This window comes from Pseudaquidulcibacter saccharophilus, assembly GCF_019455445.1.
Classification (GTDB): Bacteria; Pseudomonadota; Alphaproteobacteria; order Caulobacterales; family Aquidulcibacteraceae; genus Pseudaquidulcibacter; species Pseudaquidulcibacter saccharophilus.
Map to the genome: position 1 here is coordinate 521,800 of NZ_JAHWUS010000001.1, position 24,973 is coordinate 546,772.

General features: G+C 42.7%; 20 protein-coding genes. 9 read left to right on the plus strand and 11 right to left on the minus strand.

What is annotated here, in order from left to right; genetic code table 11:
- The first annotated feature begins 105 nt into the window (after positions 1 to 105).
- Entirely contained in the window at positions 106 to 1,173 is a 1,068-nt protein-coding gene (gene leuB, locus KXV15_RS02465; protein ID WP_240006574.1) for a 3-isopropylmalate dehydrogenase, read from the plus strand.
- A 246-nt stretch (positions 1,174 to 1,419) separates the two neighbouring features.
- Here leuB and gltB read toward each other — a convergent pair whose 3' ends face one another.
- Positions 1,420 to 5,964, minus strand: coding sequence for a glutamate synthase large subunit (gene gltB, locus KXV15_RS02470; RefSeq protein ID WP_240006575.1), 4,545 nt, complete (start codon positions 5,962 to 5,964; stop codon positions 1,420 to 1,422).
- Between the two features lie 18 nt (positions 5,965 to 5,982).
- Positions 5,983 to 7,413 carry an NAD(P)-dependent oxidoreductase gene (locus KXV15_RS02475; RefSeq protein ID WP_240006576.1) on the minus strand — a complete coding sequence of 477 codons (1,431 nt, stop codon included), beginning with the start codon at positions 7,411 to 7,413 and terminating at the stop codon, positions 5,983 to 5,985.
- 261 nt (positions 7,414 to 7,674) lie between these two features.
- Here KXV15_RS02475 and KXV15_RS02480 point away from each other — a divergent pair, with 261 nt between their 5' ends.
- Positions 7,675 to 8,493: an undecaprenyl-diphosphate phosphatase gene (locus tag KXV15_RS02480; RefSeq protein WP_240006577.1), complete on the plus strand. Its 819-nt coding sequence runs from the start codon at positions 7,675 to 7,677 to the stop codon at positions 8,491 to 8,493.
- On the opposite strand, the gene KXV15_RS02485 is transcribed toward KXV15_RS02480, so the two are convergent.
- Positions 8,490 to 9,458 (minus strand): NAD(P)H-quinone oxidoreductase, encoded by a 969-nt coding sequence (locus KXV15_RS02485; RefSeq protein WP_240006578.1) that lies wholly within the window; start codon positions 9,456 to 9,458, stop codon positions 8,490 to 8,492. The genes KXV15_RS02480 and KXV15_RS02485 overlap by 4 nt on opposite strands.
- Before the next feature lie 116 nt (positions 9,459 to 9,574).
- Between KXV15_RS02485 and KXV15_RS02490 the strand changes: the two genes are divergently transcribed.
- Both KXV15_RS02490 and rcdA read left to right on the plus strand, forming a co-directional pair.
- Entirely contained in the window at positions 9,575 to 9,757 is a 183-nt protein-coding gene (locus KXV15_RS02490) for a DUF1192 domain-containing protein (protein WP_240006579.1), read from the plus strand.
- Between the two features lie 66 nt (positions 9,758 to 9,823).
- Positions 9,824 to 10,339: a protease adaptor protein RcdA gene (gene rcdA, locus KXV15_RS02495; protein WP_240006580.1), complete on the plus strand. Its 516-nt coding sequence runs from the start codon at positions 9,824 to 9,826 to the stop codon at positions 10,337 to 10,339.
- On the opposite strand, the gene KXV15_RS02500 is transcribed toward rcdA, so the two are convergent.
- Positions 10,309 to 10,821: a hypothetical protein gene (locus KXV15_RS02500; protein WP_240006581.1), complete on the minus strand. Its 513-nt coding sequence runs from the start codon at positions 10,819 to 10,821 to the stop codon at positions 10,309 to 10,311. The genes rcdA and KXV15_RS02500 overlap by 31 nt on opposite strands.
- Before the next feature lie 166 nt (positions 10,822 to 10,987).
- On the opposite strand from KXV15_RS02500, the gene KXV15_RS02505 reads away from it, so the two are divergent.
- Together KXV15_RS02505 and KXV15_RS02510 are read left to right on the plus strand one after the other, a co-directional pair.
- Positions 10,988 to 11,974 (plus strand): 2-hydroxyacid dehydrogenase, encoded by a 987-nt coding sequence (locus tag KXV15_RS02505; protein ID WP_240006582.1) that lies wholly within the window; start codon positions 10,988 to 10,990, stop codon positions 11,972 to 11,974.
- A 131-nt stretch (positions 11,975 to 12,105) separates the two neighbouring features.
- Positions 12,106 to 12,981 (plus strand): alpha/beta hydrolase family protein, encoded by an 876-nt coding sequence (locus KXV15_RS02510; RefSeq protein WP_240006583.1) that lies wholly within the window; start codon positions 12,106 to 12,108, stop codon positions 12,979 to 12,981.
- On the opposite strand, the gene KXV15_RS02515 is transcribed toward KXV15_RS02510, so the two are convergent.
- The 5 genes from KXV15_RS02515 to KXV15_RS02535 all read right to left on the minus strand — a co-directional run bounded on the left by KXV15_RS02515 (position 12,982) and on the right by KXV15_RS02535 (position 19,640).
- Positions 12,982 to 15,669 carry an NHL repeat-containing protein gene (locus tag KXV15_RS02515; RefSeq protein WP_240006584.1) on the minus strand — a complete coding sequence of 896 codons (2,688 nt, stop codon included), beginning with the start codon at positions 15,667 to 15,669 and terminating at the stop codon, positions 12,982 to 12,984.
- Between the two features lie 95 nt (positions 15,670 to 15,764).
- Entirely contained in the window at positions 15,765 to 16,775 is a 1,011-nt protein-coding gene (locus KXV15_RS02520) for a quinone-dependent dihydroorotate dehydrogenase (protein WP_240006585.1), read from the minus strand.
- Positions 16,765 to 17,160 carry a DUF952 domain-containing protein gene (locus KXV15_RS02525; protein WP_240006586.1) on the minus strand — a complete coding sequence of 132 codons (396 nt, stop codon included), beginning with the start codon at positions 17,158 to 17,160 and terminating at the stop codon, positions 16,765 to 16,767. The genes KXV15_RS02520 and KXV15_RS02525 overlap by 11 nt, the downstream gene beginning before the upstream one ends.
- A gap of 117 nt (positions 17,161 to 17,277) precedes the next feature.
- Complete coding sequence (locus KXV15_RS02530) at positions 17,278 to 18,045, minus strand: hypothetical protein (protein ID WP_240006587.1); 768 nt, start codon at positions 18,043 to 18,045, stop codon at positions 17,278 to 17,280.
- A gap of 8 nt (positions 18,046 to 18,053) precedes the next feature.
- Positions 18,054 to 19,640 carry a lysine--tRNA ligase gene (locus KXV15_RS02535; protein ID WP_240006588.1) on the minus strand — a complete coding sequence of 529 codons (1,587 nt, stop codon included), beginning with the start codon at positions 19,638 to 19,640 and terminating at the stop codon, positions 18,054 to 18,056.
- Between the two features lie 116 nt (positions 19,641 to 19,756).
- Here KXV15_RS02535 and KXV15_RS02540 point away from each other — a divergent pair, with 116 nt between their 5' ends.
- Positions 19,757 to 20,299 (plus strand): SixA phosphatase family protein, encoded by a 543-nt coding sequence (locus tag KXV15_RS02540; RefSeq protein WP_240006589.1) that lies wholly within the window; start codon positions 19,757 to 19,759, stop codon positions 20,297 to 20,299.
- Between the two features lie 15 nt (positions 20,300 to 20,314).
- Here the strand turns inward: KXV15_RS02540 and KXV15_RS02545 are convergent, their stop codons facing one another.
- Positions 20,315 to 20,812 carry a hypothetical protein gene (locus KXV15_RS02545; RefSeq protein WP_240006590.1) on the minus strand — a complete coding sequence of 166 codons (498 nt, stop codon included), beginning with the start codon at positions 20,810 to 20,812 and terminating at the stop codon, positions 20,315 to 20,317.
- A 171-nt stretch (positions 20,813 to 20,983) separates the two neighbouring features.
- Here KXV15_RS02545 and KXV15_RS02550 point away from each other — a divergent pair, with 171 nt between their 5' ends.
- Positions 20,984 to 22,678: a hypothetical protein gene (locus KXV15_RS02550; RefSeq protein ID WP_240006591.1), complete on the plus strand. Its 1,695-nt coding sequence runs from the start codon at positions 20,984 to 20,986 to the stop codon at positions 22,676 to 22,678.
- Positions 22,675 to 23,670, plus strand: coding sequence for a WD40 repeat domain-containing protein (locus KXV15_RS02555; protein WP_240006592.1), 996 nt, complete (start codon positions 22,675 to 22,677; stop codon positions 23,668 to 23,670). The genes KXV15_RS02550 and KXV15_RS02555 overlap by 4 nt, the downstream gene beginning before the upstream one ends.
- Here the strand turns inward: KXV15_RS02555 and KXV15_RS02560 are convergent.
- Positions 23,662 to 24,843, minus strand: a complete 1,182-nt coding sequence (locus KXV15_RS02560) for a DegT/DnrJ/EryC1/StrS family aminotransferase (RefSeq protein WP_240006593.1) — start codon at positions 24,841 to 24,843, stop codon at positions 23,662 to 23,664. The genes KXV15_RS02555 and KXV15_RS02560 overlap by 9 nt on opposite strands.
- Between the last annotated feature and the right edge of the window lie 130 nt (positions 24,844 to 24,973).

The following is a 24,973-nucleotide window of genomic DNA, read 5'->3' on the forward strand; positions in this document are numbered from 1 at the left end:
AACAGAAAAATCTTGCGAAAATCTCTAAAATTCAAAAAAATCTTGCATATTTTGGTTTGACACACCTGCTTGCCCGTTTTATTGCAGGGCGCATAAAGGTGTGAAATGACAAAAACTCTATTAACATTGCCAGGTGACGGTATTGGCCCCGAAGTTATCGAACAGGTAAACCGCGTTATTGATGCATTGAAATCTCGTCATGGTCTCGAGCTTTCGGTTGAAACTGCGCTGTTTGGGGGGGCATGTATTGATGCCGCCGGTGAACCAATTCAGGCTTCAACCATTAAACGTGCCAAAGAGGTGGAAGCGGTTTTGATGGGCGCTGTTGGCGGACCAAAATGGGCAGGTGTTGCCCGCGAAATTCGCCCCGAAGCCGGTCTTTTAAATCTTCGCAAGGAAATGGATGTTTTTGCGAACCTTCGCCCTGCGTTATGTTTTGAAGCACTTGCCGATGCATCTTCATTGAAAAAGCCGTTTGTCGAAGGGCTTGATATTATGTTTGTGCGCGAACTTTGCGGCGGTGTTTATTTTGGCAAGCCTAAAGGCGTTGATACCTTAGCAGATGGCACAAAAATCGGTTATGATAATGCGGTTTATACCACTGCGGAAATTGAACGCGTTGCCCATGTTGCCTTTAAATTAGCGCGTAAACGCGGCAATAAGGTTGCAAGTCTTGAGAAATCAAACGTTATGGATTCAGGGCTTTTATGGCGCGAAGTTGTAACCGAAGTTCATGCCAAAGACTATAAGGATGTAGTTTTGGAACACGTGCTTGCCGACAATGCGGCAATGCAATTGGTGCGCGATCCAAAACAATTTGACGTGCTTTTGACCGATAATTTATTCGGCGATATTTTGTCAGATTTGGCAGCGGCCTTAACTGGTTCGATTGGTCTTTTGCCATCTGCGGCACTGGGTGCGGATGGTATGGCGGGTCTTTATGAGCCTATTCACGGCTCTGCGCCTGATATTGCTGGTAAAGGTTTGGCAAACCCAATTGCGGCAATATTATCGCTTGAAATGGCGCTTCGCTATTCACTTGATGCGTCTGAAATTGCGGATAAATTGTTTGCGGCGGTTAAAGCAGCCCTTGAAAAAGGTGCCCGCACCAAAGATTTGGGCGGCGAATTATCAACCACGCAAATGGGCGATGCGATTATCGCGGAATTATAAAATTATTTAAACACCCACCCCCGCATTATTGTATAATGCTTGCTCAGGTGTTTAATAAAAAACGAAACAATTTTTTGAAAATACGATTTCCAAAAATTATTACATGCCAATCAAAAAGCCCAAGCAATGCTTGGGCTTTTTTAATCTGGAAGCGAAATAAAATCGTAAATGCAGTTTCCGATTTTATTTTTCGCATTTCTCAATGCCGCTGAGTGTTTAGCGAAGCGAGGCGGGTGGGGTTTAATATTACTCCGCCGCCACAGCCTTCACAGGATTTTCAAGGCGGGAAAGCATTTCTTTTGGAACTACTTGCCACACTTTTTGAATCTCAATGTCGAAATGTTCAAGAATGTCACGACCGCGTGCCGAGTTGGTGTTTTCAACATGCTCAAGCACCAATGATTTAAACATTTCAAGATAATATGGGGTTTCGATACGTTGATAGATTACGCTATCCGAATTGATGTTTTTCGGAAGCATATCATCCTCATCCCAAACAAAGGCCATACCGCCGGTCATACCTGCTGCAAAGTTGCCGCCATGTTTACCAAGGATAACCACTGTACCACCGGTCATATATTCGCAACCATTTGCGCCAACGCCTTCAACAACTGCGGTTGCGCCAGAGTTACGAACCGCAAAACGTTCGCCGGCACGGCCTGCGGCAAATAATTTGCCCGAAGTTGCACCATACATACAAGTGTTTCCGATAATCGCATTTTTATGCGGGGTTAGACCCGATGAACGGGAAGGGCGGAGCATGATGGTTGCACCTGACAAGCCTTTACCAACATAGTCATTTGCATCGCCAACCACATCAAGGGTTAGACCTTTTACACCAAATGCACCAAGTGACTGTCCGCAAGAACCCTCTAGTTTAACTACAAGGCGGCCTTCGGCAATGCCGTCCATACCAAATTTACGAACAATGTGCGATGATGCACGGGTTCCGATTGCACGCTGTACGTTGCGTACACGGTATGCCACTTGCATTTTTTCGCCACGTTCAAAAAATGGTTCGGCATCGTTGATGATTTGCTCATCCAATGCTTCTGGAACTTCGATGCGTGGTTTTGGTTTTGAGAAGTCAGAAGGAATAAAGCCTTCAACCTGTACCATAAGCGGGTTTAGATCGAGGTCGTCTAATGAAGACGGGCCACGTGAAACCTGTGCCAATAAATCGGTACGACCAATAACTTCATGAAGGTGTTTAAAGCCAAGTTCCGCCAAAATTTCGCGTACTTCTTCGGCAATGAAGCTCATAAGGTTGACCACTTTTTCAGGGTTCCCAGTGAATTTTTTGCGCAATGCCTCATCTTGAACGCAAACCCCAACCGGACAAGTGTTTGATTGGCATTGGCGCACCATGATACAGCCCATGGCAACCAATGATGCAGTTCCGATACCATATTCTTCTGCACCCAACATTGCCGCCATTACGATGTCGCGACCGTTTCTTAGGCCGCCATCAGTACGCAACAAGACTTGGTCACGAAGATTGTTAAGGGTTAGGACCTGATGGGCTTCGGCAAGGCCAAGTTCCCACGGTAAACCTGCATATTTGATTGAAGTTTGTGGTGATGCACCAGTACCACCAACACCACCAGAAATTAGGATGATGTCCGCTTTTGCTTTGGCAACACCTGCTGCAACAGTTCCAACACCTGCTTGTGATACCAATTTAACGCAAACTTTGGCGATTGGGTTGATTTGTTTCAAATCATAAATCAATTGCGCCAAATCTTCGATAGAATAAATATCGTGGTGTGGCGGTGGTGAAATAAGGGTAACGCCAGGGGTTGCGTGACGAAGTTTTGCGATAAATTCAGTCACTTTAAAGCCCGGAAGCTGACCACCTTCACCCGGTTTTGCACCTTGGGCGACCTTGATTTCAATTTCACGACATTGGTTCAGATATTCGGCGGTAACGCCAAAACGACCAGATGCAATCTGTTTAACCGCAGAGTTAGGGTTATCACCATTTGGTAATGGTTGATAACGTGCGCGGTCTTCACCGCCTTCACCAGATACAGATTTTGCACCGATGCGGTTCATTGCAATGTTCAATGTTCCGTGTGCCTCAGGTGATAATGCACCCAAAGACATGCCGGGGGTTACAAAACGTTTGCGGATGTTATTGATGCTTTCCACTTCTTCAAGTGGGACAGATGGATTGATTGGCTTGAAATCAAGCAAATCACGAATCTGCATCGGGTCACGACCTTCATAAGATTTAATATAAGTCTTATAGGCGTGGTATGATCCGGTATTACATGCGGTTTGTAGCAAGTGGATTTGTTTTGCTTCAAGCGCGTGTTGTTCGCCACCCGCGCGCAATTTATAAAAGCCGCCAATTGGCAATACATTGCGTGCGCTTTCCCATGCCATTTCATGTAATTCATAGCATTTTTTGGCAATACCAATCAGACCGATACCAGATACGCGTGATGGCATGCCGGGGAAGAACTCACTTGCCAAGGCACGGGAAAGCCCCAATGCCTCGAAATTATAGCCGCCACGATATGATGAAATAACCGAAATTCCCATTTTGGAAAGGATTTTCATTAGGCCAGCTTCGATAGCTTTTTTATAATTAACCACCGCTTGGTTAAGGCTTAAATCGCCCAAAAGACCACGTGCATGACGGTCGGCAATTGCTTCTTGCGCGATATAGGCATTGACGCATGTCGCACCCACACCAACCAATACCGCAAAATAATGGGTATCAAGACATTCCGCAGAACGCACGATGATTGAGCAATAAGTACGAAGACCCTTATCAACCAAATGCGCATGAACCCCGCCAGTTGCCAAAATCATTGGCACAGGGATTTTGCTTGCGCTTTGATATTCATCAGTAAGGATAATTTGGCTTTTGCCAGAACGAACTGCATCCTCAGCCTCGGCACGGATGCGTGATAATGCCTCTCTAAGGCCATCACCTGCTTTGGCAGGGTTTTTAGGCTTGTCAAAAGAGCAATCAATGAATGCCACGCTATCACCAAATACCGGAAGCATGCGGATATAGGTTCCGGTAGAGATGAATGGGCTTTCGACCACAAACACATCGGTTTGGGTTTCGTCTTGGGCAAGGATATTGCCAAGGTTTTTAAAGCGTGTTTTCAAGCTCATGACGCGCTCTTCACGAAGCGGGTCAATCGGTGGGTTGGTCACCTGAGAGAAGTTTTGCTTGAAGAAGTGCGATAAAGGACGATATTTTTTGGAAAGAATTGCCAATGCGGTGTCATCCCCCATCGAGCCAATTGCTTCTTTGCCTTCTTCTGCCATTGGTGCAAGAATGGTTTCCATATCTTCAAATGAGAAGCCAGCACCAACCTGACGGCGACGGAATTCATCTTTATCTTTGAATAATAAAGGCTCTTCACCAGGCCCGCATTTTTCTTCAAGTTCAAATACGTTTTCTAGCCATTTTTCATATGGGTGTGCCGCCGCAAGTTTATCAACCATTTCTTCGTGGCGATAAAGTTTTTTGTTATGAGTATCATAGGCAAGCATTTCACCAGGGCCCAATGCGCCATGTTCAAGCACGATTTTATTTTCAAGCGGGCACATACCGGTTTCAGAACCAACCGCCAAAATTTTATCTTCAGTGATTGAATAACGGAGTGGGCGTAGGCCATTTCTATCAAGACCGGCAACTGCCCAACGACCATCATAAATCGCCAATGCCGCTGGGCCATCCCATGGCTCCATAACCGCATTGCAATATGCATATAATGCGCGGTGTGATGGTTTCATAACCTCTTCATGTTTTGCCCACGCTTCGGGTACAAGTAATGATTTTGCCATTGGCGCACTGCGACCTGCGCGCACAAGAATTTCAAATGCGGCATCAAGTGCGGCCGAATCCGAAGAGCCCGGCTGAATAACTGGCTTAACATCTGGGCCATAGTCACCAAAAGTTTGTGACGCCATTTTTATTTGGTGGCTTTTCATCCAATTGATGTTGCCTTTGATGGTGTTGATTTCACCGTTATGGGCAAGCATACGGAATGGCTGCGCCAAGCGCCATTGTGGGAAAGTATTGGTTGAATAGCGTTGGTGATAAATCGCCACCGATGAAACAAAGCGTTCATCTTGAAGGTCAGGGTAGAAGGTATCAATATGTTCCGCCAAGAACATGCCTTTATAAACCACTGAACGTGATGAGAATGAGCAGATATAAAAATCAAGCAAATTCGCGGTTAATGCTTGTTTTTCGATACGGCGACGGCAAAGATAAAGTGCACGTTCTTTTTCGCCTGGGTCGCGACCTTGTGGGTCATAGAATAGGATTTGTTCAATTTCTGGACGAGTGTCATTTGCTTTTTGTCCGATAACTGAAATATCGACCGGAACTTGGCGCCAGCCATAAAGGTAAAAACCCGCGCGCAAAACTTCTGATTCAACAATGGTACGGGCGCGTTCTTGTGCGCCAAAATCGGTACGCGGCAAAAAGATTTGCCCTACGCAGATTGGCTCGTCAGATGGTTTGTGACCAGTTAGGCGCACTTGCTCACGGAAAAACTCTTGTGGCACATCAATGCGAATGCCTGCGCCATCGCCAGTTTTGCCATCGGCATCAACCGCACCACGGTGCCAAACGTTTTTAAGCGCCTTGATTGCCATTGCCACAACTTCACGGCGCTGAGTGGAATCAAGCGATACCACCATACCAACACCACAGGAATCTTTTTCATCCTCTGGGTTATAAGCGCCATTTTCAATAAGGGTGTCGCGCATTGCAAGATAATGTGCGGTTACATCGGAAACTTGGTTTTCTTTGGTCATCTGTGGAAACCCTTAAATTTATGCAGCTTTTGAATTAGCAAGAGATTTTAAATATTTGTGGATTTGGTCGGCGGCATCTTTGCCGTCTTTAAGTGCCCAAACCACCAATGATGCACCGCGTACAATGTCGCCTGCGGCGAAAACATTTTCCAATTCAGTTTGGAAAGTATTGGCGTTAACGCGCAACGTTCCCCATTTTGTGGTTTTCAATTCCGGTGCGCCAAAAGCGTTTGGCAAATCTTCCGGTTCAAAACCAAGGGCAGAAATAACCATATCCGCAGGAACAACTTCTTCAGAATTTTTAACTTCTTCGATGCCTTGACGTCCTGATCCATCCGCCTCGGTAAGGCGCATTTTAACAATATTTATGCCGGTGATTTTGCCGCCTTCTAGCACCAGATTTTTTGGTGCAGAAAGCCATTTGAATTCTACGCCTTCTTCTTCGGCGTTTTTCACTTCGCGGGCAGAACCCGGCATATTGGCTTTGTCGCGGCGGTAAAGGCATGTAACTGATTTTGCACCTTGGCGGATTGACGTGCGGACGCAATCCATGGCGGTATCGCCGCCGCCGATTACGACAACATTTTTACCCGCAGCATTCATTTCACCACTTTCAAAAGCGGGAACCTTGTCACCGAAACCATTTTTGTTGGAGGTAATAAGGAAATCCAACGCTTGTAGTGCGCCTTCATCGCCTGCAAGGCCTAATTTGCGTGCCTTATAAACACCAGTAGCGATAAGAACCGCATCATATTTTGCTTTTAAATCAGCAAATTTAATTGTGCCGCCAACATCGGCATTAAGTTCAAATTTAACACCGGCTTCTTCAAGTTGTTTAATCCGGCGGGTTATGACATCTTTTTCAAGTTTAAAGCCTGGGATGCCGTAAATTAACAATCCACCCGCACGGTCATGGCGGTCATAAACCGTAACTTGATAACCAAGGCCAGTTAAGACCTGTGCTGCTGCGATACCCGCAGGGCCAGAACCAATAATAGCAACCGATTGGTCACGTTGTTGTGGTGCTTTTAAAGAGCCAACCCAATCATTTTTAAATGCAGTTTCAGTAATAAAACGCTCAACTGCGCCAATGGTTACTGCGCCATGGGTTGATTGTTCGATTACGCAATTTCCTTCGCACAATCTGTCTTGTGGGCAGATGCGACCGCAAATTTCAGGCAAAGGATTGGTTGCTGATGAAATCTGATACGCCTCTTCAAGGCGGCCCGTTGCGGTCATGCGCAACCAGTCTGGAATATTGTTTTGCAAAGGACAGCCAGATTGGCAGAACGGAACGCCACATTGTGAACAGCGCGATGCCTGTTCTTCAGCTTTTTGTAAAATAAATTCGCCGTAAATTTCAAGAAAGTCGCTGGCACGCGTGTCTGCATCGCGCTTTTGCGGCATTTGTTGGTCTAATTTGACGAATTTAAGCATTGGTTCAGCCATGTTTGCACCTTTGGATTTTGGGGCTTGTAATTTATCGGGGGTTTTATCGACTAAAAACCATGATTTCAAATGAATTATGCAGAAAAGGGAAATGAAGAGCCCTAATTGTGGTGCTTGTAGTGAGTTGATTTTTTATAAAAGCAATTGACAATGCTTGAAAAGGGCGCAAAGTTTCCTTTAATTTATGTGGCATTATATTTTGTCAATTGCTAAAAACCATGCAATAGGAGCATGATAATCCTTATTAACAAAGGAACAAATATGAGCGCGCTAAAAGATTTTATTGATGCGGTAATTTTAGGCATTGTTGAGGGTATAACCGAATTTTTGCCCGTTTCTTCAACAGGACACCTTATTCTAGCCAAGGATTTGATGGGAAATAATTTCCCCGATACATTTGAAACAATGATTCAGCTTGGCGCAATTTTGGCGATTTGCGTGCTTTATTTTAAAAAACTCTGGCAAGTGGTTCTTGATTTACCGTCAAAACGTCAGGCGCAAATGTTTGCGGCGGGTATTATAATTGCATTTTTGCCGGCAATGTTAATTGGTGCAGTTGCACATGATTTTATCAAAGAAAGATTATTTAATCCGATTGTCGTTTCGATCTCTTTGATAGTTGGCGGTGTTATCATTATTCTTGCCGAACGGTTAATTCATAAAATTAAATTTGAAACAGTTGACGATATTGATATTAAAACTGCTTTTAAAATCGGTGTTGTGCAATGTCTTGCAATGATTCCTGGTACATCGCGTTCCGGGGCAACCATCATCGGTGCGTTGTTTTTAGGTGTTGGACGTAAAGCGGCGGCCGAATTTTCATTCTTTTTGGCAATTCCCACAATGGTTGGCGTATTTGCCTATGAGGCATTCAAAAGTCGCCATGAATTAATGGCATCCGGTGGGCATGAATTAATCTTGACCGCAGTTGGTTTTGTAGTTTCATTTATTTCTGCACTATTGGTTATCAAGCCATTTTTGAATTATGTGACACAAAAAGGATTTACCCCTTTTGCATATTACCGAATTGCAGCGGGTGTTGTAATGCTTGGCTATTTTTTAACCATCGGTCGGGGCTAAAGCACTTTTAAAACTATTTTGCCCATGGTTTGATTGGCGGCGATTTTTTCCAATGCAATTGACGCATCCTTTAATGGGAAAATCTCGTCAATCATGATTTTGTATTTGCCATTTTCAATCATGGGCCAAATGTCTCTTTGCACTTTTTTGGCAAGAGCGCCTTTTTCCTGATTGGCACGTGACCGCAAAACCGATCCAGTAATTGTAAGGCGTTTAAGCATTAGGCGCATTAAATTAACTTCGGTTTTTGCGCCTTCCAAGAATGCAATATAACAAAGCCGACCAAATTCATTCATTATATTGATATTTTTTTGGACATATTTCCCGCCCACCATATCAAGAATAACGTCAACGCCACCATTTTCTTTGACTATTTCTTCAAAGTCTTGGGTTTTGTAATTAATTGCAATATCCGCACCCAATGATTTGCAATATTCAGCCTTTTCGTCAGAGCCAACAGTAACAAAAACTTTTGCACCCCATGCCTTTGCCATTTGTATTGCCGCCGTTCCAATACCAGATGCCCCACCGTGTATTAACAATGTATCACTTGGTTTTAGTGCGCAGGCATCAAATATATTGGTATATACGGTGAAAATAGTCTCTGGCAGTGCAGCAGCTTGTTCAATCTTCAATCCTTTGGGTATGGGTAGGCAACAACCATAATATGCGGTCGCATATTCGGCATAGCCACCGCCTGATAATAGTGCGCAAACCATATCGCCAATCGCTAAGTTCTTAACATCCTTGCCAAAAGCGACGATTTCCCCCGCAACTTCAAGTCCCAAAATGGGTGATGCGCCTTTTGGCGGCGGGTATCCGCCTTTTAATTGTAATAAATCAGGTCGATTTACACCAGCAAATTGAACCTTTATCAAAACTTCGTCATCTTTTGGGACAGGTGTTTCAATTTGCCCCAATTGCAACGCATTGTTTTCAATAATAATTGCTTCACATTTTGGCATTCTTAACCTCATTGTCCCAAATTGATGGTTTGTCTTGAAATTATGGTTTTAATCTGTCATCTAATGAAACGGAAGTCCCCAATTAGTTGATACACATTAGGTAATGGAATCTAAATATGACAGATGATGACTTATTGCCAAAGGAAAATGCCAAACCATATGACCTTGACATTTACTCGATTGAGGAGTTGGAAGATAGGATTATACGCCTAAAAGAAGAAATCATTAGGTGCGAAGGCAAGATTGTATCAAAAAAAGCATCACTTGATGCAGCAAACGCGCTTTTTGGCAAAAAATAATTGTCGCCAAAAAATTTATATCTGGCATGGTGCTTGCAAGTAGCATCTAAAATAATGGGTAATTAGATGGTCATAGATATAGCAAATACCAATGATGAGAATGACAGAATTCGTGCTTTTGCCGGTTCAGACATGTTTGAAAAATTATTTACTGATGGCATGGATTTAGTTGAGGCCACTGCCGCTTACCTTGATGGAGAAGGGCGTTCGGAATCAAAAAAGCTCGATAAGGTTTTGGCATTGCAATATGCATCTGAATCTATGCGCCTTACGACGCGTTTGATGCAGGCGGCAAGCTGGCTTTTGGTGCAGCGCGCGGTTCGTGAAGGTGAAATGACGCCAACTGATGCCCGTGATTCCAAATATCGTATTGGTGCAAAGGCAATTTGTCTTTCTAGCCGCCAAATTTCATCTGAACTTCCAGCAAAATTGCTTGATTTATTGCATAAATCTGATGCACTTTATAAACGTATTGATCGCCTGGATAATGCAATGTTTGTTGAAAATGCCGAAGCTCCTGCTAATCCGGTTAGTGAGCAGATTCAGCGTCTTCACTCGGCATTCGGTTTTGGCGGTAAATAAGATTTTATGTCGGGTTTAAAAACCACAAACCCGACCACAAACCCCGAAATAATCACAAGAAAATATTGCGAAATCGGCAAAAGACCGTTCATTTTGGCTTTTAGCAATAAGTCAAAGCCATAAAGAATTGTGATTGGCACGATTATGCTAATTATTACCACCTGCCAAAGCTTTTGCATTTTAGTAATTAATGGCAAAAGCCATAATAATATGGCGGTTGGTAAAAAACCAAATACAAGACCAACCACACCACCGATTAACCCATTAAGCAATAGGGCGAAGATCTCATAATCGGTTGCCATAATTTCCTGATGTGGTGGCGGAAAAATATAATTATAAATCGCCAAGACGCAGGCAATTAAAAAGCCTGAGAAAATTGCATAAAATAATGATTGCAAAACCACCACCAACCATTTTGGCGTTGGCTTTTCTTGTGGTTTTGGTTTTTCATACCAATCATTATTATTTGTGGCTTGGGTCATGCTTTCCGTTAAATAATAGGCGTCAAATTGTCAGACTTGTGTGTTTTATCCTTTAGTCCTAATTATTATTGCAAAACATTCTGATAAACAATATTTAAAGGATGCAAAGCGCTGAATTTGCGTTTATAGGATTGCGCCAATAGAAATTTATACAAGCGGAACAAATATGCCAAACACAAAACCAAAAGTTATTGTTACACGCAGACTGCCAGAAGTGGTTGAAACCCGTATGAAAGAACTTTTCGATACGGAATTATCCCAAAATGACGAACCAATGAGCTATGAGCAATTGGTTGATGCTGTGGGGCGTTGCGATATTCTTGTTCCAACTGTTACCGATAGAATCGATTCCAAGGTTTTGTCCCGTGCGGGTGATCGCCTTAAACTTATTGCCCAATATGGTGCAGGTATTGATAATATTGATGTTGAAACCGCAAATCGCCGTGGCATAACCGTTACCAATACACCAGGTGTTTTAACCGAAGATACCGCAGATGTTACTATGGCGCTTATTCTTTCAGTTCCGCGTCGCCTGATAGAGGGTGCGGAAATTATTGATAATGATAAATTCACTGGCTGGTCGCCAACTTGGATGCTTGGACGTAGTGTTTCAAACAAACGCCTAGGCATTATCGGTATGGGGCGCATTGGTCAGGCGGTTGCCCGCCGTGCCAAGGCATTTGGCATGCAAATTCATTATCATAACCGCAAAAAAGTGGCACCTGCTATCGAGCAGGAGTTGGAGGCAACCTATTGGGAAAGCCTTGATCAAATGTTGGCGCGTATGGATATTGTATCGGTAAATTGCCCGCATACACCTGCGACTTATCATTTATTATCGGCGCGCCGTCTTCAGCTTTTGAAGCCTACTGCATATCTTATCAATACTGCACGTGGTGAAATTGTGGATGAGGCGGCATTGGCGCGTATGCTTGAAAAAGGTTTGCTTGCCGGCGCTGGTTTGGATGTTTTCGAACACGAGCCTGAAATTAATCCAAAACTTAAAAAGCTTTCAAATGTTGTATTGCTTCCGCACATGGGTTCTTCGACCATTGAATCACGGACGGCGATGGGTGAAAAAGTAATCATCAACATCAAAACTTTTGCCGATGGTCACAAGCCGCCTGATCGTGTTATTCCCGCGATGTTATAATTTCTTTGATTGTCGTCAAATTAAATAGCCCTGCAATGCAGGGCTATTTTGCTATTATAAAATAGATTTAATAATCATAATCTTGTCACAATCTTATATTGTGATTAGCGTGGCTGTTACAGGAGTTAGGTATGAAAAAATTATTCCCGCTTTTAATCGCCACGCCATTTTTTCTTGCTGCTTGTGTTAATGTAAATGTTGGCAAAGATATGGTTTTAATAACCAACAAAAATGCAGAAGAACATAAGATTAATTTTGGGACGCAACGCACTTTTGACCAAGTTAAATTGCCTTATAATTTTAGTACGCAAAGGGGTGAATTGCAGGCTTCATTTGGTAAAATTGCATATTCACAGATACAGACAGATCGCAAAAAGCCGCTCGTGGTGTTTTGCGGTGGAAATGCATTTCGCCTAAATCACAGTGGCTATAAATATGCGCAAGCGCTCGCACAATATGGCGATGTTTTTGCCTTTGATTACCCTGGGCTTGGCGATAGTACCGGCGAAGCAACTAGGGCGCAATTTGAAGAGACTTTGAAATTAGTTTCGCAAAAAACCAAAGAAATTGCCGCGCAAAATAACGGCGGTAAGATTATTTATTATGGGCATTCATTTGGTGGTGGCGTATGTTCATCACTTGCACATGATAACCCTGATGCGATTGCATTAGTGCTTGCAGGAACTTTTGCTGATTATAACGACTTTGCAAAAACCAGATTTCCCGTTAGGTCCATCATTGCAAGATTAAATATCGCCGAAGATACCCCACAATTTATCATCCCGCAATTATTAGGGGAATTTAAAGGCCCGGTATTTGTAATCGCATCAAAAATAGATGACAGCGTTAAGTTCGAGGCAACGAAAATGCTTTATAATAAACTTGTGAAGCAGGGAAATACCGCAACGTTTATCCCGCTTGAAAATGCACCACACGGCTCTTTACCTGCCGATGCAGAAACATTGTCAAAACTGGCAATTTCATTACAAAGTTCTGGAATTGAATAATTAGGCGCTAAGTTTTGCCAATGCCGCAGCATATTGTGCCGCTTGTGAATTATAGGCCGCTACCGCTGCGGCACTTCCGGTTTTAGAACTTTTGGCCGCGGCTTTACTTTGTTTGCGTGCTGCAACCATATCTGGGTCATCGGAAATGGCGCGATAAGCACTTCTAATGCGGCTTAAAACACTCGATAATTGGCTTGAAACCAATGTTGCAGAAGCCTTGTCCGAAGTGTCAACTTCGCTTGGTAATTCAAGGGCAACAACAGGGATATTATTAGTTCCGGTTGTTACTGCGGTGGTTGATGCGGTTGAACCATTGGTAATAAAGCCTTCGTTTAGACCCAATTGTGCGAGAGCATCGGCCTTTGCACTGCCGGCCTTAAGCTCAATTGTGTTAGCGTTTTTGGCGCTTATTGAAAGATATTTATTGCCATTAGAGCCAGAAACGCTAGTGGTTCCATTAGAGCCAAGGTATTTCTTTATTTTATCTTGCAGGCTAACAAGGGTTTCCCCACTATCAATTGTAATTTTGCGATCGGTTTTACCATTTACTGATAGGTAGAAATAATCGCCCGCCCGAAGCCCTGTTAAATCAGTAAGCGATTTTGTGTTGTCAAAATTAAGCTCACCTTGCGGAAGGCCAAGAGCCTGCAATGATTTTGATTGGTTTTGGGTCGAAATAACGGTAACGTTTGAATTTGCCTCGCCAAGTGCGGCCACAGAATAAACCTGTGAACCATCGTTTAAGGCAAAGCCTTTTAACAAGGTTTGACGTGCAGTAGTATCTTTTGCCAATTCATCGGTTGTGCCTTCAAGGGCAACATTTACCAAATTGCCATCGACACTAAAGTTACGAACTGGGCTGCCAGCCAAATCTTCTGAGAAGGTTGTGGCCCCTGTCAAAAGATTTATCCCGCGTATTTGGTCATTAACATTACCAAGCGCTGTATTCCCGGCAACAATTGCATTGCCTGCGGCATCAATTTCAAGCCCCGAAATGGTTGCAACGCCGTTGCTGGAAGTTAGGTAGTCCGCGGCAGCGAAATTACCGGTTGCAGTGTCAAGGCGGCTTATATGCCCTTCTGTTTCAGTATTCCATGCAACATAGGCTTGGGAACCATTAACTTCGATGCCAACGGGTACGTCATTTCCAGAGGTGCCAATGGTTTTGGTGTAATTGACCGCGCCAATACTATCAAATGATTGAACATATACATCGGTTCCGCCATTAGTATCCGCGCCACCATATGCCATAGAGGTTTTACCAAGTACAAGGAGGTTGCCGCTGTCATCAAATTTAAGGTCTAACGCTTGGTCGGTTCCATACGCGCCTTTTTGATAATACCAAAGATCTTTGCCATCGGCGTCAAAAGTTGAAACAAATGAATCTGTGCCATTGCCTGTTGTTGATTTTTGGGTGTCACCCAAACCATTTACAGAGCCTGCAATTGCCACGGTTCCATCGTTTGAAACCGCAATTGAGTAACCAGTTGCCGAAGCCTCTGACCCCAAAGAGCGTGACCACACAACATTTCCAGCAGTGTCAATTTTTTGTAAAACTACGTCATTGGTATCTTTTGCGGCAAATTCTAGATTATTGGCATTGGTATATTTGCCATCAATGTTCGCAACAACATAAATATTGCCATCGGCATCTTTGGTCATTGCTTTTAAATTAAGGCCTTCGGTTGCGGTGAATGCGGTTGAAGAAACTTTTTCAGTTGACCCATCAGAGGCAAGGTCAATACGCGATAATACGCTTTGCACAACTTCATCGGCTGTCGATGTTGTGGTTTTAGTTGTTGTTGTGGTGGTTGATGTTGATTTGTTATAGGTCGCCGCACCCGCAACATAGATTGCGGTTTCTGTATCATTGCTGGCAGGGCCAAAAGTAACGTGTTCCCCGTTGCCAACAGTTACTTTAAAACTTTGCTGTTTGGTGTCGGCAACACCTTTAACGGTTGACGCCTTGGTGGTTTCCACACGGCTAAAACGGGTTTCAACACCGATTGTTGATAATTGCTCATTGATATAATTTGCAACATTGCCAACAGTTCTTTCAGTGCTTCCCATGCCAGAAAGGTCAACATCAACACTTTTGGTAACGTTATCCTCAGTAACAGAAACAGAAAATTTCACATTGCCCAAGAATTGTGATGGCACGGTATTTTCATCACCATTTGCAAGTACGTCGGTAGTATAAGTGGTAAGGGTTGAACCTAATTTATCGGTCTTCAAAGATGAATATTTTTTACCGGAAATTAGTGTTGCGCCATCAAGGCCATTTTTACGGCATTGTGCATCAATCTCGGCAAGACCGTCCTCAATGCGTTTTTGAACTTTCTCACGCATTTTGTCGGTCATGGTGCTGCTCGTTGCATAATCGGCAAGGGCTTTTAATTTATCAACCGCATTATAGAGCAAAAATAATTCATGGTCATTTGCACTTTTTACGCCAGAACCTGCACCTGAACCTAAGCCACCGGAAAATAGTGACGGTGTATTAAGTGTTTTGGTTGCGGTTTTAACAGTATCCGCTTTAACAACACTCGAATCCCATGGGGTAAGCTTTGTAATATTTGTTGTCTTCGGTGTTGTAGTGCTAGATGTGCTAGACGTAGTTGGGGTATAGCCTGAATATGAACTCAGGATAGATAGCGCTGTCGCTGCTGAATAGCTCGAAATTGCCACTTGTTAATACCCACAATACAAAATTATTTTGGGATAATAACAAAATAAAGTTACCCGAACTTTAATTAATCTTGCTTAATTTAAACGAAATTGGCTTATTTGATGCCGCGATAATCGGCAATTGCTTGTTCAATTTCATACATCAAATCCATCGAACGGTAAATAAAACCAGTATAGATTTGAATTGCCTTTGCACCTGCTTCAAGCTTTTTAACGGCATCATCACCTGACATAATGCCGCCAACGCCGATTAAATCAATTTCATCACCTAATTCAGATTTAAAAGCCTTCAAAACCTCGGTTGATTTTTCAAATAAAGGGCGACCTGATAAACCACCAGGGCGGGTTTTATTTGGGTTTTTAAGGGTTTCTGGGCGATCGATAGTCGTATTTGAAACAATTAATGCGTTAATTTTTGCCCATTTTACAAGTCGTGCAATATCGGCAATTTGTTTTTCATCCAAATCTGGCGCAACTTTTAAGAATAATGGGCGATGGCCGTGGGTTTTGGTCTGAATATCGCGGACTTCATTCACCGTTCCCAGTAAATCTTCCAGAGCGCCTGCACCCTGCAAATCCCTTAAACCCTTGGTGTTTGGGGAGGAAATATTCATAGTTATGTATGATGAGTGCAGCCACACGCGACGCACACCAAGCGCATAATCATTAATTTTATTTTCGGAATCCTTGTTGGCGCCAACATTTGCCCCAATAATGCCCGGTAAATGCGCGCGCTTACGTAAATGATCAACAAAGTCATGCAAGCCAACATTATTAAAGCCCATAGCATTAATAATGGCATCATCTTCCTTTAGGCGGAAAATACGTGGTTTTGGATTACCTGCTTGCGGAAGTGGTGTAACCGTTCCACATTCCACAAACCCAAAGCCAGCACGGAATAATGCGTCTGCAGCTTCTGCGTTTTTGTCAAATCCTGCGGCCATACCGATTGGGTTAGGAAGTGTAAGCCCGGCAATCTTGGTCTCAAGGCGTTGTTTTCTTTTAAAAACTGGCCCCGCACCAGTTGATAATGCTTTTATGGTTATTCGGTGCGCCGTTTCAGCGGGCAATTTCCTCATAATGCTGGCAGCTATTTTATACTTCATTTTTTTCTGCTCCTGATTTGGTTTGCCCGTTTTTAAGATATTCCAACATGACTTGCGGAATTATTGGTGTTGCCCCGTCATAATCGGCATCAAAGCATTCAATAATCTGGTTCATTTCAAGTGGGGCGTAAATATGTGGAAATTGCGCACCCCCGCGCGAAGTTTCCCATTTTATTGCTTCGCCACATTTTGCCAAATCAACCATTATAATCAAAAGATTATCAATCCCCGTGAAATATAATCGCAAAGTTCCGTTAAGTTGGTCTAGTGTTGAAAGGTGAATAAAGCCATCCTTCAAATCAAGTGCAGAACCAAAATAAGTCCCTGTCTGCTGTGCTTGTTGCCAGATATCTTTACGTTCGATTTTATAAGCTATTGATTGCATAGGACTAAATATGAAAATGTTCGAAATTTACGTCAAGGTCAATATTCTTCATTTTACTGTTATTGTGTCCATTTGTATATAAAATAAATCTGCCCAAAACGCATTATAATACAGTTTTTAAAGCCATGATTTAACTTTATTATATGCCCCGTCAATGTCACCTTTATCTACACTTGCCTTTAATTCTTTGGCACGGGTAACAAATACTTGCTCACTTTTTGAAGAAGGTTTTGCAGTCGCGCAAATCGCCAAAAGTTTTGAATAGGCATTTTCATAAGAATTGCGGTCAAGCATAATCAAGGATGAGGCAAAGGCGAATTTAATCATCACATTGTCATTATCTAACAGCATCGCTTTTTTATATTCATTGATGCCACTGTCTGCACTTGCGCCCAAAATTGCTGCTGAATTGCCACCGGTTGAAACTGCTTCCATGTGCCATGCCGCGCGCAATGCCCATGCTTCCCCATAATTTGGGTAAAGGCTTATGATATTATCAAGTTTCAATTTGCCAAGCTGTGGCAACCCTGCGGCAAAGCCTTTTATTTTCCCGGCCTTGCGCGCTTTTATAAGAGTAATTATGGCATCAATCAGTAATGCTTCTTTATGGGTTTTATTGATTTTTAGCGCCTTATTAACAAGTGACTGCGCCTCATTAAGGGTTTTATCACTTGCTTGTGACGGGCGATAAATTGAGGCTTCGGTAACCAAAGCCCGCGCTGCGAGCGCATAATTATCGGCATCATTGCGGGAATTGGCAATTGAGACAACGCCGCGATAATCACCATTATTAAATAATTGAAGCGCCCGCGGATTTAATTCTGCGGTTGCGGCACTTGTAATAAATACATTAAGGCAAAGACCAGATATTATTAAAGACCGCATTTTTGACGTCATTTCAATTTCTCATCAATCAGTGCAATTGTTGATTTAATACCGAAAAGGGCCGCAAAATTCCCGAATCTTGGACCAGTTTCTTGCCCCAAAAGCACTTCGTATAATGCTTTAAACCAGTCCCGCAAGTTTTCAAAGCCATTGTTTTTGCCAATTTCAAAAACTTGGGTTTGAATTGCCTCACCATCGTGGCTGTCACCCATTTCGGCAAGAACAGCACGAAGTTCAACAATTGCTTTACGCTCTTGTTCGGTTGGCGCACGGAATTTTTTGGTTGGCAATACAAAATCACGATAATATTCGATTGCATAGCCCGCAAGCTTATCAAGCAAAGGAGTTGCTTCTGGGCTTGCGTCAGGGGCATAAGATTTAATAAAGCCCCAAAGAACTTCTTTTGAACCCGCATCAGCCGCCGCAACAAGGTTTAGCAAAAGGCTGAATGAAATTGGTGAACCGACAGTCGGAACATTGCCCGAATGAATGTGCCACACTGGATTTTCAAAACGTTCCACCCAGCCTTGCTTTTGATAGGCGTCAAGGAATTGCAAATATTCGTCAACCGCTTTTGGAATTACATCAAAATAAAGTTTTTTGGCGGTTTTTGGTTTTGTGAATTGATACAGCGCCAGTGATTCTTCGGGTGCATATCTAAGCCATTGTTCAACCGCAATCCCGTTGCCTTTTGATTTTGAGATTTTTTCCCCCTTATCATCAAGGAAAAGCTCATAAACAAATTGTACCGGTGCTTCTTCGCCCAAGACTTTACAGATGCGCGAATAAACGCTGGCATTGGTTTGGTGATCTTTGCCAAACATTTCAAAATCAACGCCCAATGCCGCCCAACGCATACCAAAATCTGGCTTCCATTGAAGTTTTGCATTGCCGCCAGTTACCGGAATTGTGGTTTCGGTTCCGTCTTCATCATCAAAAGTGATAGTGCCGGCTTCTGCATCAATTCGTTTCATCGGTACATAAAGCACGCGACCAGTTTTTGGTGATATTGGCAAAAATGGCGAATAGGTTGCACGGCGCTCTTCACCCAAGGTTGGCAACATAATTTTCATTATGTCATCATACTTTTTTAGTGCGTTTAAAAGTGCCGCATCATATGCGCCAGATGTATATAATTCAGTTGCTGATTTGAATTCATATTCGAAACCAAAACTGTCCAAAAACCCTCTTAGCATTGCATTATTATGGTGGGCAAAGCTTTCAAATTTTTCAAATGGATCTGGAACTTTGGTCAATGGAAGTTGCAAATATTCCTGTAATTTTTCGTAATTCGGAATGTTATCAGGAACTTTGCGCATGCCGTCCATGTCATCAGATACGCAGATAAGTTTGGTTTTAACTTTGCCTTCGGTTAAAACTTCAAATGCATGTTTAACCATCGTGGTGCGGCAAACCTCACCAAAAGTTCCGATATGTGGCAAACCAGATGGGCCATAACCAGTTTCAAAAATCACGACATCCTTTGGCTTGCGTTTTAGGCGCTGTGCAATGGCGCGTGCCTGTTCAAAAGGCCATGCTTTTGCATTTTGTGCTAATTGCGCGAATTGGGTGTTATTGTCGCCAATATCAGTCATAATCTGCTTTCTGTATTACTACTTAAATAGAATTGTGGTTTTGTTTGCAAACCCTTTACATCAAAAATAACTTTTTGCCACATTTAAACGGCAGAATTTTCATATAAAGAACGTACATGGATAATATTTTTAAAAATTCTGCAATTGAAAATTTGGTTATATTTCGCCATGGCAAGGCGCAAAAAATTTATGACGCCGATGACGACTTTTCGCGCCAGCTTACGGAGCGTGGGCAAAGGGATGCGGAAAATCAGGCCGTTCGTCTGAAAGAGGCTGGCTTCAATGCCGATATGGCCTTGGTATCAACTGCGGCACGTGCTGCACAAACATGGGAAAAGGCGCATGGGGTTTTCCCTGATTGCCGCGCAAAATTATTGGATAAATTTTACCTTGCATCCCCAAAAGTCTATTTAAACGAGGCAATTTCATGCGGCGAAAAAAATGTGATGTTAATTGCCCATGATCCAGGTCTGCATGAATTATGCCGTTATTTTATGTTTGGTGGCGGGGCAATTAATTCTGAAGATATCAGCAATGAGCAGGCGTTATTATTATTTGAACTTCCAACAGCAGGGGTTGCATGGTTTACGCGCGATGATAATTCTAAAAGCGGCATGGTTTTAAAACATTATTTCAAACCTATAAAACAGGCGCAATAATCATTTTCCCCTGAATTATTTCTCGCACCGGTTAAAAACCCTGCCCTTTGAATTGTCATTGGTTGCAATTCCGTCTTTGACCATAATTAGCGGTGGATTATCAGGTAATTGCCCGATAAACGACCATTCTTGAATTTGATTTTGGCCAAGGATTTTATATTTCTCATAAGTATGATTGCACCCGACCGGCGCGCAGACACGGGTTTCAATTTCTACAAATTCACCTTTTATATCTGCTTTTAACATTTCTAGGCGTTCACCTTCGCCCTTTGCGCCATAGCCAACTTCGACTTTTGGTTTTTGTGGGTTGAAAATAAAGGATTGGAAATTGCCATCTTCATTACATTCTGTTGTACGCCAAGCCGAATTTTTAAGATATTGGGCCGCAGCCTTAGAATAGATTTGTGGTTTGGCTTTGGCATTATTTTTTGGCGCAGCAAATGAATTATTGACACCAATTGTTATCAAGCCAACCAAGCAAAGCGCGACCATCGTTTTAAAGTTTTTAATCATTTCATGCGCAATCTAATAAGTATAAATGAAACACCTGTGGAATTCATTATGATATGCAGGTAAAGATTATATAAACCTGTAAACAAGTGTTAAAAAAAGTATTTAAGGCACATGAAGAAAAACCTGTTTAAAACCATGCACCCGATCCTGCTTCTGGCGCTAATATGTGCCATGCTTGCAAGGATTTCGTCACCTGATTGGGCGAAAGTTATGCAATGGATTGTGCCAGATAATGATGATGCAATGCGTATTCTCGAAGTGCGGGCATGGCTTCACGGTCAGGGATTTTATGACTTATTAAATCACCGCCTTAACCCACCAAATGGCGGCGATATTCACTGGTCACGTGTGGGTGATTTACCGCTTGCGTTTGCGGAATTGGTTTTGCGCCCTTTTATGGGGGAAATACAGGCGGAAAAAATTGGGGCGTTTTTTACACCAGTTTTTCTGGGTGGCATTTTCGCAATTTGTCTTGGCCTTGTCGTTAGCCGCTTTGAAAAAGAACCTTTTTCTTATTATATTTCTGCGTTTTTGGGGCTTTTAACCGTTGGTGCGATGACCTATTTCCAACCGGCGCGGGTGGATCATCACGGTTTGCAAATTATTTTTGCGCTTTTGGCGCTTTGGGGTTTATTATCGCAAAATAAAAAAGGTGCTTTGGTTGCGGGGCTTGCGATTGCTCTATCGATAACCATTGGCTTTGAAACCGTGCCGATTGTGGCGGTTATGATTATTTGGGCTGCACTTGTATGGGGAGTGCGGGGCAATGGCGAATTCACCGCGATTTTTACGCTCTCCTTGGCATTTTTTGTAATTTGCGGCTTCTTAATAAATGTTTCACCACAAAACTATCTTATTGGGCAAAATGACAAGTTAAGCATTGCGCAAGTTTTGCCGATTTTGGCCGGCTCGGTTGGATTATTCCTATCAACCTTATTATTCTCATATACTTCGACAAGAACACGTTTTATCGCCCTTGTTGTGATTGGAATTGCCGTAATATTGGTTGCCGTACAATTCCCGATTTTGCTTGAAAAGCCATATTATCAAACTAGCCCATTATTGCATAAATTATGGCTTAATGCCGTTACCGAAACCCACCCACTTTATAAAGCACGTCCAGAGACGTCGATTACTTTGGGCTTTTTTGAGGTTATGGCATCAATCGCAGTTGCCATTAAAATCTTTATTCTATGGCGTGATAAAAGACGCGAAGAAATGGCGCTTGAAAATTGGCTATTATTGGGTGCAATTTTAATTTCTTTGACCCTTTTGGCATTTTTCTGGCAATTGCGTATGGCGGGTTTGGCACAAACGTTTGCCGCGGTTGTTGCCGCCGCACTTTTTGTAACTATTTTGAAAAATCAGGGGCTTTTGAATGCCCTTTTGGTATTGGTTGTAGTCAATCCAATGGTGCCAAATATGGTTGCCAATTTATACAATAAGGCAAAACCAAAAACCAGCAATTATGCAATTGGCGGCGGCGTAAGTTGTAAAGGGGTGAAGGCATTCTCGGCCCTTGCCGCATTGCCAGATGGCTTGGTTGCCTCACACATTGATTTTGGTGCGCAGGCCTTATTAACAACAAACCAAAAAGTGCTTGCTGCACCATATCACCGCAATCAAGGTAATATGGTTGCCTATTCAATTTTCCTTGCCAAACCTGATGAGGCACTGAAAATAATTCGTTCTCATGGGGTTGATTATTTGGGGCTTTGCACCAAATCTGCGGAAACTGAAATTATAAGCCGTGAAAGCCCAAATGGTCTTATGAAGCAATTGGTAAATAAAAAATATCCTGAATATCTTGAATTGGTTCCATCGCCAAACGGTTCAGGAATTGTGATTTGGAAAGTTAAAAAATGATTTTTGAAAGCCAAGTCGATTCCCAAGGTGTGAATTGCTTTTTTAGTGGTGAAAAACCATTATTTGCCTTTGGTGACGGTCAAATTTTTTATGATGACAAGCATTTAATTACGCTTGAAGATGGGGTTTATTCCGCCGCTTTATGCCCATTATCATTTGGCATGATTGCTTTGGGCGATGATGGCAAAATAACCCGTGTAAGATTAAATGGAAAAACCGAAGAAATTCACCACCTCAAAGGTGACTTTGCCGATTCAATAAAAGTAAATGCAAATTCAAAATTCCTAGCAGTGGCGCAAAGCCGTAATGTTGCTGTGATAAATCTTATTGATAATAGCCTGATTTTTGAATTCACCCCGCCCATGTCCCCCAATTATATTGCGTTTGATCAAAAGGGGGATAATTTGGTGGTTGGGCACGGCAAGGGAATGACTATTTATGACCTGAAAACCGGTGAAGATCCGCTTGATTTTCCAGTTCCAGGTGGTGTTTATGCCTGTGAATTTAGCCCAAATTTACAATTCATCGTTGCCGCATCAGGAGAACCGGCAATGGTTGGTTGGCGCTTAACAGATGGGGTTGCGTTCCGCATGGCTGGCTATCCTGCAAAACCGACATCTCTGGCATGGGTAGAAGGTGGCGCTGGTCTTGTGACATCTGGTGGGCCAGTTGGCGTTTTATGGCCCTTTGACACTTATGAGGGGCCGATAAATAAACCCGCCAAAACTTTCCGTACCCGAAGCGGCCTTGTTACTACTGTGGCATCGGCAAAGCATATGATTGCGCTTGGCTATAATGATGGTGGTGTCGATTTAATTGAAATCGGCGATGAAACCCCGCATTATATTGCCGGACCTATGCAAGATAATAATCAAGAAATTAACTTGCGGGCAGGCGATGCGCGCATTGTTGATTTGGCGTTTTCCCAAAATGCGCGCTTGCTTGCATATATTGCCGAAAATGGCAAGTTTGGTCTTAAAAAACTATTTTGACAAAAACTCACGAATTTTTGCAATGATATAATCTTGGGTTTCTGTATCCATATATGGGTGCATCGGTAATGACATAACGGCATCTGCCATATGTTCGGTAACAGGTAATTGCCCATAACCAGTGTTTACAAAATCAAGATATGGTCCCTGAACGTGCATTGGAATTGGGTAATAAGCGGCACTTGGGACACCATTTTCACGCAGATACGCCATTAATGCATCACGGTCAGGAACTTGGATTGTATATTGCGCCCAGTTTGAAACGCCGCCATCAATTACGATTGGTGCAACGCAAACGTCTTTTAAACCTTCATAATAACGGTCTGCAACAACATTACGTTTTTCAATTTCTTCGGAAAAAATCGCAATTTTTTCAAGTAATACTGCGGCCTGAATGGTATCAAGGCGGCTATTCATGCCAATGCGCATATTCATATATTTAGGGTCATGGTCAAAATTTTTGCCTTCAAGGTCATTTTTAACCGCTTTACCGTGAACACGGATTGAATCCATCATATGCCAATCATCTTCAGAATTTGTAATAACCGCGCCACCATCACCATAGCATCCCAAAGGTTTGGCAGGGAAGAAAGATGTAGTTTGTGCATCCGCCCATTCAATTGGATGTTTGCCGTTTAGTGTGCAGCCAAAACCTTGTGCCGAGTCTGAAATAAGTTTCAGGTTATATTTATCACAAATCGCGCGGATTTTTGGATAATCTGCCGCCTGCCCAAATAAGTCGACCGCAATAACGACTTTGGGCGTTAATTTTCCATCGGCAACAACTTTTTCAATGGCTTCTTCAAGTTTTACTGGGTCGATATTGTAAGTATCTTCAAGGATATCAACAAAAACGCCGGTCGCACCAGTCCATGGAATAACCTCTGCGGTGGCAGCAAATGTGAATGATGGGCAGAAAACGGCATCTCCGGCACCAATGCCCCATGCCATTAACGGTAAAACGATTGCATCAGTTCCATTCGCACATGAAAGGCCATATTTTGCGCCCGCGAATTCCGCTATTTTTGCCTCAAACTCTCTTACTTGTGGTCCCATTACAAAAGCACAAGAATCAACAACGCCCATAACCGCATTGTCAATTTTTTTACCAAGATATTCACGCTGTGCCTTTAGGTCGATGAAATTAATCGGCTTTTGCGGTTGGGTTGCCATGGTAAATCCTTATAAAAAAACTAATAAAAAATAATATATTGCGGCTTAATAAACCCAGAAATTCAATTAATAAAGTCACAAAATATTTTCCATTGTTACCACATTTTTTGAATTTTTAGTTAAATGTAAA